A 12,068-nucleotide genomic window follows, 5' to 3' on the forward strand; every position below is an offset into this window, starting at 1 on the left:
AGGTGGCACAGCGGCGGCCGGACGCGGCCGCCGCCCGGCGGACAACACCCCGCCGCGGCCACCGCACCAGCGGGTCACCAGGCCCACGCGCGAAGCCATGTTGACACTGCCCGGCGGAACTCACACACTCATCGGTATGACCGGACACTGGTTCGACACGACGGGGCCACTGCGCGTCCCAGATCGGACCGGGTGCGAGCGCTCAGGCCGCTAGCCGGGCAGCTGTCGAGCCGTCGCTCGCCGCGCCCCCGCCCTGACAGTGCCGGTCTTCCTTCCTCACGGTCCTGACCGACTCCCACTTCCTCATGGCCCGGACGACTCCCGGTGCACGTTCGCACCGTGTCGCTGAACTCCTCCGTTCACGGCAGGCGAGGGCACATCTCCCGAGCAACCTGGCGTCTGCCATCGGAAGTACCCGCATGAGGAGTTGGAAGCCATGACTGTCATGAGCGCCGGACCACAGCCCGCACTGCGCGAGGCCCGCGTACCCGAGGGCGGGATGTACGAGGGCGCGCGTGTCCTGCGCCGTCTGCCGGAGGGGTGGGAGGAGCGGCCGTACGAACACTTCGAGGTGGTGCCCCAAGGACGCACGATCGGGGCGGAGATACGGGGCCTCAGCCTCGCGCGGCCGTTGGGGGACGCGCTGCGCGAGGAGGTGAACCGGGCACTGCTGGAGTGGAAGGTGCTGTTCTTCCGCGGCCAGCGGCTGACATCCGCGCAGCAGCGTGACTTCGCCCGGCAGTGGGGGGAGTTGGAGACCAACCCGCTGCTCGCCCAGGGTTCCAGTGAGGATGTCGTCCGCTTCGACAAGGGCAGTGGATCCGCACCCACCTTCGAGAACGTGTGGCACGCCGACGTGACCTTCCGGGAGCGGCCCGCGCTCGGCGCCGTGCTCCAGCTGCACGAGGTCCCGCCGCTCGGCGGGGACACCATGTGGGCCGACATGGCCGCCGCCTACGACAATCTGCCGCAGGAGGTGAAGGACCGCGTCGACGGGGCCACCGCCGTGCACGACTTCATCCCCGGGTTCGCCCGCTTCTACCCGCCCGAGCGGCTCGTACCGCTCCAGGACGTCTTTCCGCCCGTGGAGCATCCGGTGGTGCGCACCCACCCCGAGACGGGACGGCGACTGCTCTTCGTCAACACCTCGTTCACCACCCGGATCACCGGCATGGACCGCGAGGACAGCGACCGCCTGCTGCGCTACCTCACGCAGCAGGCCCATGTCCCGGAGTACCAGGTGCGGTTCCAGTGGCAGCCGGGCGACGTCGCCTTCTGGGACAACCGCGCGACCCAGCACTACGCGGTGAACGACTACGCCCCGCACCCCCGGGTCGCGGAACGGGTCGCCATCGCGGGCGACCGGCCGTACGCGTAGCCTCACCACTCGGCAGCGACGGGCTCGTCCCTCATCCCTCGGACACAGGTTCCTGTCCCGGTGCGAGAGCATTGAGCCACTCCTCGACGGCGACGACATCCGCCCACTGAGGGAACAGCTTCTCGGTGAGGAACCTGTGCACCTCGGGGTCGGTGTCCAGGCAGGCGTCCGACAGGACGGTCAGCCCGAAGTCCAGGTCGTTGGCCTGGCACAGGGTGTACAGCACGACAGCACTCGTCGCGATGCCGGTGAGCACAAGGCTGTCGATACCGCGAGCCCTGAGCACCAGGTCTAGGTCGCTGCCCGAGAACGCGCTCCCCCGCCGCTTGGTGACCACGATGTCGCCCTTCTTAGGAGCGACATCGTGGTGGATCTCGGTGCCGGGGTCCCCCTCCCTGAAGAGGCCGGCCTCCACGGCGGCGGTGAGCACCCTGTTGCGCGGGCTGACTTCGGGCTGCCCCCGCCGTAACCCGATGACCACGTAGATCACGGGAATGCCCGCCGCATGGGCGCCGTCGATCGCCCGGCGCAGGCGTGACAGATATCCGGAGCCGTCGTCGGCGATGTCGACGATGACCTGTTGGACGTCCATCACGAGGAGAGCGGTGTTGGCCATGCGCGCGGTCCCTTCTGCTCTTCAGTGGAATCAAGAGCAAGTCTGGGCAATCGACCGGGCCATGGTGGGCGATTCCGGGTCTCTGTCCGCGATTCCGGGGCTCTGTCCGCGATTCCGAGGTTCGTCTACTCCCCTTCCGGTTCCCGCGCCGCGTCCCAGCGGGACAGGTCCCTGAGCCAGACTGCCGCCGTGCTGTCCGACGGGGCGCGCCAGTCGCCGCGAGGGGAGAGGGAGCCGCCGGCCAGGACCTTCGGACCGTTCGGCATGGCTGAGCGCTTGAACTGTGCGAAGCCGAAGAAGCGGCGGCAGAAGGTCTCCAGCCAGTGGCGGATCTCCGGCAGGTCGTACGCCGTCCGCTTGGCCTCGGGGAATCCGGGCGGCCACACACCGGCGCCCTGGTCGTGCCAGGCGTGCCAGGCGAGGAAGCCGATCTTCGACGGCCGGAAGCCGTGGCGCAGGATGTGGAAGAGGGTGAAGTCGTGCAGCGCGTACGGGCCGATCTTGGACTCGGTGGACTGCAGTTCCTCTCCCGGCACGAGCTCCGGGCTGATCTCCGTGTCGAGGATCGCGGCCAGCGTCTCGTTGGTCTCCTCCTCGAACTGGCCGCTGCTGATGACCCATCGGATCAGGTGCTGGATGAGTGTCTTCGGGACACCGGAGTTGACGTTGTAGTGGCTCATCTGGTCGCCGACGCCATAGGTGCACCAGCCGAGGGCCAGCTCGGACAGGTCGCCGGTGCCGAGCACGATGCCCCCACGCTGGTTGGCCAGCCGGAACAGGTAGTCGGTGCGCAGCCCGGCCTGCACGTTCTCGAAGGTCACGTCGTACACCGGCTCACCGGAGGAGAACGGGTGCTCGATCTCCTGGAGCATGAGCCGGGCCGTCGGCGTGATGTCCAGCTCGGCGGCGGTGACGCCGAGCGAACGCATCAGCTTGTGCGCGTTGCCCTTGGTGCCCTCGCTGGTCGCGAAACCGGGCAGTGTGAAGGCCAGGATGTCGCTGCGCGGGCGGCCCGCGCGGTCCATGGCCCGGGCGGCGACGATCAGCGCGTGCGTGGAGTCGAGGCCACCCGACACTCCGATGACGACCTTCGGGCCGCCGATGGCCGCCAGGCGCTGCTGCAGAGCCGTGACCTGGATGTTGTACGCCTCGTAGCAGTCCTGGGCGAGGCGGCTGGGGTCGGCCGGCACGAACGGGAACCGCTCGACCCGGCGGCGCAGTCCGAGGTCGGTCGCGGGCGGGTCGAGCCGGAACGACACGGACCGGAAGCCGCTGGTGCGCGCGGCGTGGGTGCGGCGGTTGTCGTCGAACGTGCCCATCCGGTGGCGGGCCTGCCGCAGCAGGTCGAGGTCGATGTCCGCCACCGCGTACTGGTCGTCGAGCGGGAACCGGTCGGTCTCGGCCAGCAGCTCACCGTTCTCGTAGATCATGGTCTGGCCGTCCCAGGACAGGTCGGTGGACGACTCGCCCAGTCCGGCCGCCGCGTAGACGTAAGCGGCGAGGCAGCGGGCGGACGCGGCACGGCACAGCAGCCGCCGGTCCTCGGCCCGCCCGACCGTGATGGGGCTGCCCGAGAGGTTGAGGAGGACGGTGGCTCCGGCGAGCGCCGCCTCCGCGCTCGGGGGCACCGGCACCCACATGTCCTCGCAGATCTCCGCGTGCAGCACCAGACCCGGGACGTCCTCAGCCGCGAAGAGCAGGTCCGTGCCGAACGGCACGGTCTCGCCGCCGACCCGGATCGTCCCGCCGCGCTCGTCGTCGCCCGCGGCGATCTGCCGCTTCTCGTAGAACTCGCGGTAGTTCGGCAGGTAGGACTTGGGCGCTACTCCGAGGATCCGGCCGCGGTGCACCATCACCGCGCAGTTGTAGATGCGGTGGCGATGGCGCAGCGGGGCGCCGACGACGAGCACGGTCAGCAGGTCCGCCGACCCTGCGACCACGGTCTGGAGCGCCGCCTCGACCTCGTCGAGCAGCGCGTCCTGCAGCAGCAGGTCCTCGATCGAGTAGCCGGACAGGCAGAGTTCGGGGAACACGGCGACGGCGACCCCCTCCTGCGCGCATCGGCGGCCCTGTCGCAGGACCGCCTCCGCGTTGGCGGGCGGGTCGGCGATGGCCGCATGGCCGGTGCACGCGGCGATCCGCGCGAAGCCGTGCTGGTAGATCGACCAAAGATTCACGATTTCGAAGTGCCCTTTCCAGCAAGCAGTTTCACGATGGAGCGCCTCCCGGCCCCCGGCTGCCTCCTGGCACCCGACTCCATCGGCCCAGCAACATCAGTCGGCGCGGACCGGCCGTTCGAAGAACGTCTCCAGCACGACCGTAGCCTGCGTCCCGTTCACGCCCTCGATCGCGTAGAGCCGCCGCAGGACGTCCTGCAACTGCTCCGTGGTGGCCGTGCGCACCTTCACGAGGACGGAGGCCGTGCCCGCGATGACGTGGGCTTCCTGGATCTCGGGGATGGCGGCGAAGGATTCGGACGCCTCCCCCATCCAGGCCGACGAGTCGACCATGACGAAGGCGAGCACGCCCTGCCCGAGGGCGGCCGGGTCGACCTCCACGGTCGTGCGGCGGATCACGCCGCGTTCACGGAGCTTACGTACGCGGTCATGAGCGGCGCCCGCCGACAGGCCGACCGCCCTGCCGAGCAACGCGTAGGCCTGTCCGGCGTCGCGCTGCAGCTCCGCGATCAGCGCCCTGTCGACGTCGTCCACGATCCCGTTGACCATCCCCATGCCTCCACCATATCTGGTTCGGTCATATTATGATCCCAGCGAATGGTGTTCAGATCGGTGTGCCGTTCGGAACCGTATGACGCTCAGATTCGCGCGGAGAGAGGTTGGCCATGCCCGGCGAGATTCTCAACAATCTGTACGAGGTCCTGGATGAGCGCTTTCGCACCGGGCGGTGCGCGAACGGCGACGCACGGCTGGAGCGGTTGCACTCCGACTGCCGCTGGGCCGAGGGGCCGCTCTATCTGCCCGCCTGGCGGCAGCTGATCTGGAGCGACATTCCCAACGACCGCCTGCTGCGCTGGGACGAGGCCACGGGCGCGATCGGGGTCTTCCGCTCCCCCGCCGGGCACGTCAACGGCAACACACTCGACCGCGAGGGCCGGCTGGTGAGCTGCGAGCAGGGCAACCGCCGGGTCACCCGCACCGAGCACGACGGCCGCGTCACCGTGCTCGCCGACCGCTTCGAGGGCAAGCGGTTCAACAGCCCGAACGACGCGGTCGTACGCTCCGACGGCTCCGTCTGGTTCACGGACCCGGACTTCGGGATCACCAGCGACTACGAGGGGTTCCGCGCCGAGAGCGAGATCGGCAGCTGCGACGTCTATCGGATCGACCCCGTGACCGGCGCGGTCCACCGGGTCGCGGACGGTTTCGGCGGACCGAACGGCCTGGTCTTCTCGGCGGACGAACGGCAGTTGTACGTCGCCGACACGAAGGCCGGACAGATCCGCGTCTTCGACGTGCACGAGGATCGCACCCCCTCGGACGGCAAGGTCTTCGCCCAGCACACCGAGGGCGGCTTCGACAACATCCGCTTCGACGACGAAGGACGGCTGTGGGCCGCCGCGTTCGACGAGGGCGTGCACTGCTACGACCCCGACGGCACGCTCATCGGACGACTGCGCGTGCCCGAGCCGGTCTCCAACATCGCCTTCGGCGGCCCGAAGAACAACCGGCTCTTCATCACGGCCACGACCTCGCTCTACTCACTCATGATGTCCGTGACAGGCCTGCCCCGGGTGCGGTGAGGGCCGTACGGGGCTTCCCGGCACCATTACTCCCGAGCGTCGGCCGGGGTGTTTCGGCCGATTCTCGACGGGCCGCGAGATGCTCACCTCCGTGCATTGACCTCTTCGGCGTACTGCCCAACGGTGGATCCTCCCTACTCCGCACAAGAAGGGAAGTTCCCGTGCGAAGACGGCACTTCGTCAGTGGATTGATCGGCACCGCGGCAGGGTTCGGGCTGACCACGGCGGCCGGGCCGTTCGCGGCCGCCCGCAGCTCCGCCGCCGCGTTTCCCCCGGGCTGGCAGCCCGTGCCCGTACCGAACGGGCAGGAGGCCGCGCAGCTCCTGGACGTGGCTGCCGCCGCGCCCGAGCTCGCATGGGCCGTGGGCGAGGAGGGCCGGAACGGCTCCACACGGGGCAGGCCCCTGGCGATGGCCTGGGACGGTACGGCGTGGACACGGACCGGCGTGAACCATCTGGCGTTCTCCGGACAACTGCACTCCGTCGCGGGCATCTCCTCCGACGCGGCGTGGGCCGTCGGCACCGACACCTCCGGCCACGGACACCTTCTGGCCTGGGACGGCGTCACCTGGCAGGAGGTGGCGTACCCGGGGTACGAGGACACGGGGACCGAACTCACCGGCGTGACGGTCGCCCCCGACGGGCGGGCCTGGGTCTCCGGCCGCAACAGTGACGGGCAGGGGTTGCTGCACTGGAACAAGCGGGAGTGGCGCTGGTGCGCGCTGCTGCCGAGCACGGCGACCGAGGCGCCGTCCGGCGTCCACCGCACACCGGATGGCGAGATATGGGTGTACGGAACCGGTGTCGTCGCTCGCTGGGACGGAGCGTGGACCGAACTGCCGCCGCCCACAGGGTTCCGCTTCGGTGTCACCGGGCTTCTCGCCTGCGCCGACAACGACGTCTGGCTCACCGGCTACGACTACGGAGTCGGCGGGCCGCCCGGAAAGCCTCCGAGCTGCGTCCTGCGGCACTGGGACGGCACCACTTGGAGCTATGTCACCCCGCCGTTCACCGTCGGCCTGCTCAGCGGCATCACCAGCGACGACCAGGGGCGGCCGGACCGTATCGCCGGCTGGGACTTCTGGGACCAGACGCGGGCGCACTATCTGCGCTGGGACGGCACGGCCTGGGTGAGCGAACGCGGACCGCTCTCGACGACGCCGGTCGTGCCCAACGCTCTCGCCCGGATCCCCGGCACCGGCGAGTACTGGTCCGTCGGCACGACCTCTTCCTCCCCCTACCCGCCCGCCCAGGCACGTATGGAGCACTTCGGCCCCTGAGGCACGCCCGTACGGCCGGCGGTCACGGCTTGCGGGCGAGTCCGCCGTGCTCGCCGACGGGTTCCGGGACGGCGGAGGCGGGGTCCGGGCGCCAGAGGGGGACCGAGACGACCCCGGGCTCCATGAGCTCCAGGCCGTCGAAGTACGCCGTGATCTCGTCGACGGTGCGCAGGTTGTACGGGATGGCCCCACTCTCGTTGTAGGCGTCCTGGGCCTGCTCGAAGACCGGGTCGATCCCCCGCGAACCGTCGTTGATGGAGAGGTGGCTGCCGGAGGGCAGCGCGTCCATGAGGCGGGTCACGATGGAGCACGCCTGGTCGTGGTCGGCGACGTGACCCAGGATGTTGCTGAGGACGAGCGCGGTGGGGCGGGTGAGGTCCAGCGTCCCGGCGGCGGCCGCCAGGATGCGCTCCGGGTCCAGTACGTCGGCGTCGACGAAGGCGGTCGCCCCCTCCGGCGTGGAGTGGAGCAGGTCGCGGGCGTGGGCGATGACCAGCGGGTCGTTGTCGACGTAGACGATCCTGGACTCCGGCGCGATGCGCTGGGCGACCTCATGGGTGTTGTCGGCGGTCGGCAGGCCGGTTCCGACGTCCAGGAACTGCCGGATGCCCGCCTCGGCGACCAGGTACGTGATGTTGCGGCGCAGAAAGGCGCGACTGCTGCGGGCAATGGTCACGATGCCGGGGAAGACGGCGGTGTACGCGTCGCCGGCCTCCTTGTCCACGGGGTAGTTGTCCTTGCCGCCCAGCCAGTAGTTCCAGATCCGCGCCGAGTGCGGCACCGAGGTGTCGATCTCCTGATGCGCCTCGGGTCCGGGCGTCGTCGCGTGGTCGGTCATGAGTGCAGCCCGTCTCTCGGCCGAGGCATGGATGGTTCACCGCACAACGTACGTCCCAACTGGCCTGGTACGTACACCAGTTCACTTATCCCACAGGTGCGAGCGGTGGGTTTCCTGGAGCGGGTCTCGTGTTGCGAGTTTCATGTAGCGGCTGGGCGGGGCTCGGAACACCCGGCCTTCTACGCAAGGCCTTTGAGCATCCCGTGCCAGTACAGGGCCGGCAGGCCGTAGCGCTTGAGCAGCCACATGTCCCGGCGCTCCTTGGTGGTGTCGACCAGGGGGATGCTGGGGGCGGAGCGCTGGTCGTAGTCGAACTCGGCGAGCAGCATCCTGTCGCGGGCCGTGACCAACGGGCAGGAGGTGTAGCCGTCGTAGCGGCGCAGTTCACCGCACTCACCCTTGGCCTCGGCCAGCAGGTTGGCGACCACGACGGGCGCCTGCTTGCGGATTGCGGCACCGGTCTTGGAGGTGGGCAGGTTCGCGACGTCACCCAGGGCGAAGACATTGCGGTGGCGCGGGTGTTGGAGGGTGTACTTGTCGACCTCCACATAGCCGTACGGACTCGTGGGATCGGCGAGCGGACCGCGCTTGACCCAGTCGGGGGCACTCTGCGGCGGGACGGCGTGGAGCAGATCGAAGCCGAGGGTCTCCTGGTCTCCCGTGGAGTGATCGGTCACGGTCAGTCGGCGGGCAGTGCCGTCGAGAGCCGTCATCTCCGAGCTCAGTCGCACCTCGATGCCGTAGCGCTCGGCGACGCGCTCCAGGGCCCGGCGCCACACCGGTACGCCGAACATGGAGTCCGTGGGCAGGATGAGGACCACTCGGATACGGTCCAGAACTCCCTGCCTGCGCCAGTGGTCGGCGGCCAGGTAGGCGATCTTCTGCGGGGCGCCGCCGCACTTGACCGGTCCGCCGGGCTGGGTGAAGACCGCGGTGCCCGAGCGCAGGCCACGAATCAGTTCCCAGGTGTACGGGGCATGCTCGAAGGAGTAGTTGCTGGAGACAGCCCCGTGTCCGACAGCGGTGTCCAGGCCGGGGACCGCGTCCCAGTCCAGCTGGAGACCGGGAGCCAGCACCAGGTGGTCGTACCCGATGGTGCGGTGCTCGGTGGTGGTGACCGTCCGCGCCTCGGGGTCGACGGATGCGGCGGCCTCGCGGATCCAGCACACCCGCCTGGGCATCACGGAGGCTTCGGGGCGGCGGGTGATGTCCAGCGGGGCCTGACCGCCGCCGACCAGGGTCCACAGCGGCTGGTACCAGTGGGTGCTCGCCGGTTCGAGCACCGCGACGTCGCTGACACCGGCTCGACGTAAGCGGGCGGCGACCGTGATACCGGCGGTTCCGCCTCCGACGATCAGCACCTGGTGACGCCTGCGAACGGAACGGCGGGCGGAGGACATGGATGGCATGAAGGACTCCTCACGATCTCCACGTGATACCCCCGTAGGTATTTTCGAGAGTAGGTGATTCCTGCCGCCAGAGCCAATGCCGGACCGTCAAATTGCCTGACAGGCAAGACAGTTCCTGACAGGCAAGGCAGTTGGGGTCAACCGTCGAAGCTGCGGCGGGAGGCCTCGATGTGACCGAAGTGCCGGTGGGTCCATTCACACATTCCGTCCACCGTCGCCCGGAGGCCCTGGCCCGGCTCGGTGAGGGTGTACTCGACCCGCGGGGGCACGGTGGGGTGCACCTTCCGGTCGACCAGGCCGTTGCGCTCCAGCATGCGCAGGTTCTGCGTGAGCATCTTGTGGCTGATGCCCTCGACCTCGTCCCGCAGCTCGCTGAAACGCAAGGTGCGCTCACCGAGGGACTCGATGATCAGGAGGGCCCATTTGTTGGCGACGTCCGAGAAGATCTCCCGCCCCAGAGAGTCCGCGCGCCTCAGGTCCGCGCCGTCGGGCGAGTCGCTGTACTGCTTGGTCACCATAAGGTTCCCCAGTCACTGAAAAGTGCGTTCTTCCATGTCAGCGCACACTCTCCTACGGTTTCCCAGTAACCACAAGAGACCACGGGAACCGTGGTTCGACGGAAACGAGCCCTCAGCGCGTGGGCTCTGAGCAAGGAGTCAGCATGGCCATCACTCTGGTGAACCCCGAAGGACTGGCGAAGGTGGACCTCTACCGGCAGGTGTCGGTCGCCACGGGGTCGAGGATGGTCTTCCTCGCCGGGCAGGTCGCCTGGGACGCCGACGGGGTCACGGTCGGCGAGGGTGACTTCGCCGCCCAGGTCGAGCAGTGTTACCTCAACGTCGGCACGGCCCTGGCCGAGGTCGGCGCCTCCTTCGACGACGTCGTGAAACTGACCGTCTACCTCGTCGACTGGACCCCCGACAAGATGCCCCTGTACGCGGAGGGCCTCGCCCGCGCCGCCGCGAAGCTGGGAGTCACCCCTGCCGCACCGCTCACCGGGGTGGGAGTCGCCGCCCTGGCCGCACCCGACCTCCTGGTCGAGGTGGAAGCCACGGCGATCATCGACTGATCCACTCAACGGACGTTCCGCCATCGCACTTCGCCTCCCCGTACGACAGCTCAAAAGCAGTCACAGGCGGCCATGAGCTTGCGGGTGAACCTGTGCTTGTGGGGGTCGAGAGTGTCCTCCGGCCCGGCGAGGACCTGCGCCAGGGACAGCCACTTGATCGCCGAGAATTCACCCTCGTCGAAGGTGACGACACTGTCGGCCTCTGCCTGCAGGACGTACCAGAGCGACACGTCAGTGTGCCGTCCCTGCCCGCGGGTTTGCGTGATGGTCAGGAAGAACGGCTCACCACCGGCCACCGCCGACGGGACGGCCTCGATGCGCAGTTCCTCACGGCACTCACGCACCACCGTGTCCCACGGGTCCTCCATCGGCTCGACATGACCACCACTGGGAAGCCAAAGACCGGCCTTCCGGTGGGCGACCAGCAGGAGCTCACCGCGCTCCTCGTCCAGGACCACGAAGTAGCTGACCAGATGAACGTCCGGGACATCGGGTTTCCGCACCCGACAGAGCGGAGCTCCACCGGCGATCCAGCCCACGGCCTCGGCAAGATGAACACGCTCCAGCTCGTCCCAGGGACGAACACCCTCCAGCAGGCTGGTCAGCCGCGCACGGAGAAGCTGGTCAACCCTGCCTGAAGCATCAGTCGCATTCACCGGACTCATGATGCCAAGAAGCCGCGGTGCCACGAAGGCAGTCGAGTAGACCGCGAAGGGGCGCCGGGGCAGCGGTGGCGCCCCGGAGCAGTCGTCCGAGGCGCGCACGCTGGAAGCAAACCCGTAACTGAAGGGTTACGCTTTCTGGCATGGATGCCGTGGCTCACGCGATAGCCGATCCCGTGCGTAGGGACATTCTGGTCATGTTGCGTGGGGCCGCGCTCACGGTGGGGGAGATTGCACGGTGCTTCACCATCAGTCGGCCGGCGGTCAGTCGGCATCTGCGGGTGTTGCGGGAGTGCGGGCTGGTTCGGGACGAGTTGGTGGGGAGGCGGCGGATCTACCGGCTCGATGCGGCGCCCTTGGCGGAGGTCGCCGAGTGGGTTGCTCTGGTTCGCTCGCCGGGCGGCTGGGATCAGCGCCTGGATGCCCTTGAGACAGAGGTTCGTCGCACCCGCCGTGAGAGGTCCATGCGTCGCAGGGCAGCACTTGGAGAACGTGGAGAACCTACGGAGGACACCGCATGAAACCAGTACCCAGCGGCCGGCTCAGGCCCACCGCCGACGGCACCGACCTGATCCTGACCCGTACCTTCCGGGCACCCATCGACGACGTCTGGGCGAGCGTCACCGAATCGGAGCGCACGGCGCGGTGGTTCGGCCCCTGGGAAGGGGACGCGGCGCCGGGTCGTACCATCCGGGTCCGGATGGCGTTCGAAGAAGGCGAGGCGTGGACCGAGGTGCGCATCGACACGTGCGAGCCGCCTCGGCACCTTGCCGTCTCCACGTCCGACGAAGCGGGCGACTGGCGCATGGAGCTGCGGCTGTCCGAGTCGGCCGGGACGACGGAGCTGGAGTTCGTCCATCACCTCGCGACCACGAAGGGAGTCGGCGACATCGGACCGGGCTGGGAGTACTACCTCGACATGCTCGTCGCCTCGCGCGACGGCACTCCGGCGCCGGACTTCGACGACTACTACCCCTCGCAACAGGCCTACTTCGAGTCCTTGGCCGATCAGGACCCTGAGTGAGGACGGGTGGGGGTTCCGAGGTTCTCGGCTGT

13 protein-coding genes are annotated in these 12,068 nt (G+C 68.8%); 6 read left to right on the forward strand and 7 right to left on the reverse strand.

The genetic code is table 11. The annotated features are described in order from the left end of the window. Positions 1 to 436: 436 nt before the first annotated feature. Positions 437 to 1,378, forward strand: coding sequence for a TauD/TfdA dioxygenase family protein (locus ACFWXQ_RS00465; protein WP_383948201.1), 942 nt, complete (start codon positions 437 to 439; stop codon positions 1,376 to 1,378). A 31-nt stretch (positions 1,379 to 1,409) separates the two neighbouring features. Here ACFWXQ_RS00465 and ACFWXQ_RS00470 read toward each other — a convergent pair whose 3' ends face one another. From ACFWXQ_RS00470 to ACFWXQ_RS00480, 3 genes are all read right to left on the reverse strand, one after another. Further along, positions 1,410 to 1,994: a cysteine hydrolase family protein gene (locus ACFWXQ_RS00470; protein WP_383948198.1), complete on the reverse strand. Its 585-nt coding sequence runs from the start codon at positions 1,992 to 1,994 to the stop codon at positions 1,410 to 1,412. A gap of 125 nt (positions 1,995 to 2,119) precedes the next feature. Further along, positions 2,120 to 4,171 carry an NAD(+) synthase gene (locus ACFWXQ_RS00475; protein WP_383948195.1) on the reverse strand — a complete coding sequence of 684 codons (2,052 nt, stop codon included), beginning with the start codon at positions 4,169 to 4,171 and terminating at the stop codon, positions 2,120 to 2,122. Positions 4,172 to 4,267: 96 nt separating this feature from the next. Next, a complete protein-coding gene (locus tag ACFWXQ_RS00480; RefSeq protein ID WP_383948207.1) occupies positions 4,268 to 4,705 on the reverse strand; it encodes an Lrp/AsnC family transcriptional regulator in 438 nt (145 codons plus the stop codon). Between the two features lie 131 nt (positions 4,706 to 4,836). Here ACFWXQ_RS00480 and ACFWXQ_RS00485 point away from each other — a divergent pair, with 131 nt between their 5' ends. Together ACFWXQ_RS00485 and ACFWXQ_RS00490 are read left to right on the forward strand one after the other, a co-directional pair. Further along, positions 4,837 to 5,754: an SMP-30/gluconolactonase/LRE family protein gene (locus ACFWXQ_RS00485; protein WP_383948193.1), complete on the forward strand. Its 918-nt coding sequence runs from the start codon at positions 4,837 to 4,839 to the stop codon at positions 5,752 to 5,754. 161 nt (positions 5,755 to 5,915) lie between these two features. Further along, positions 5,916 to 7,034, forward strand: a complete 1,119-nt coding sequence (locus ACFWXQ_RS00490; RefSeq protein WP_383948191.1) for a hypothetical protein — start codon at positions 5,916 to 5,918, stop codon at positions 7,032 to 7,034. A gap of 22 nt (positions 7,035 to 7,056) precedes the next feature. Here ACFWXQ_RS00490 and ACFWXQ_RS00495 read toward each other — a convergent pair whose 3' ends face one another. The 3 genes from ACFWXQ_RS00495 to ACFWXQ_RS00505 all read right to left on the reverse strand — a co-directional run bounded on the left by ACFWXQ_RS00495 (position 7,057) and on the right by ACFWXQ_RS00505 (position 9,799). After that, complete coding sequence (locus tag ACFWXQ_RS00495; protein WP_383948189.1) at positions 7,057 to 7,872, reverse strand: SAM-dependent methyltransferase; 816 nt, start codon at positions 7,870 to 7,872, stop codon at positions 7,057 to 7,059. 179 nt (positions 7,873 to 8,051) lie between these two features. Next, entirely contained in the window at positions 8,052 to 9,281 is a 1,230-nt protein-coding gene (locus ACFWXQ_RS00500) for an FAD-dependent oxidoreductase (protein ID WP_383948186.1), read from the reverse strand. Positions 9,282 to 9,418: 137 nt separating this feature from the next. Next, complete coding sequence (locus ACFWXQ_RS00505; protein WP_383948183.1) at positions 9,419 to 9,799, reverse strand: winged helix-turn-helix transcriptional regulator; 381 nt, start codon at positions 9,797 to 9,799, stop codon at positions 9,419 to 9,421. Between the two features lie 143 nt (positions 9,800 to 9,942). On the opposite strand from ACFWXQ_RS00505, the gene ACFWXQ_RS00510 reads away from it, so the two are divergent. Beyond that, positions 9,943 to 10,350: a RidA family protein gene (locus ACFWXQ_RS00510; RefSeq protein WP_383948180.1), complete on the forward strand. Its 408-nt coding sequence runs from the start codon at positions 9,943 to 9,945 to the stop codon at positions 10,348 to 10,350. 50 nt (positions 10,351 to 10,400) lie between these two features. Here ACFWXQ_RS00510 and ACFWXQ_RS00515 read toward each other — a convergent pair whose 3' ends face one another. Continuing rightward, the gene (locus ACFWXQ_RS00515) at positions 10,401 to 11,006 is read right to left on the reverse strand and encodes an NUDIX domain-containing protein (protein WP_383948177.1); all 606 of its coding nucleotides are present in this window, start codon (positions 11,004 to 11,006) and stop codon (positions 10,401 to 10,403) included. Positions 11,007 to 11,209: 203 nt separating this feature from the next. On the opposite strand from ACFWXQ_RS00515, the gene ACFWXQ_RS00520 reads away from it, so the two are divergent. Beyond that, on the forward strand, positions 11,210 to 11,533 hold the full coding sequence (locus ACFWXQ_RS00520) for an ArsR/SmtB family transcription factor (protein WP_386267489.1): 324 nt from the start codon (positions 11,210 to 11,212) through the stop codon (positions 11,531 to 11,533). Next, positions 11,530 to 12,036 (forward strand): SRPBCC family protein, encoded by a 507-nt coding sequence (locus ACFWXQ_RS00525; protein ID WP_383948171.1) that lies wholly within the window; start codon positions 11,530 to 11,532, stop codon positions 12,034 to 12,036. The genes ACFWXQ_RS00520 and ACFWXQ_RS00525 overlap by 4 nt, the downstream gene beginning before the upstream one ends. Positions 12,037 to 12,068: the final 32 nt, after the last annotated feature.

This window comes from Streptomyces sp. NPDC058697 (genome assembly GCF_042715345.1).
GTDB classification, from domain to species: Bacteria; Actinomycetota; Actinomycetes; order Streptomycetales; family Streptomycetaceae; genus Streptomyces; species Streptomyces liliifuscus.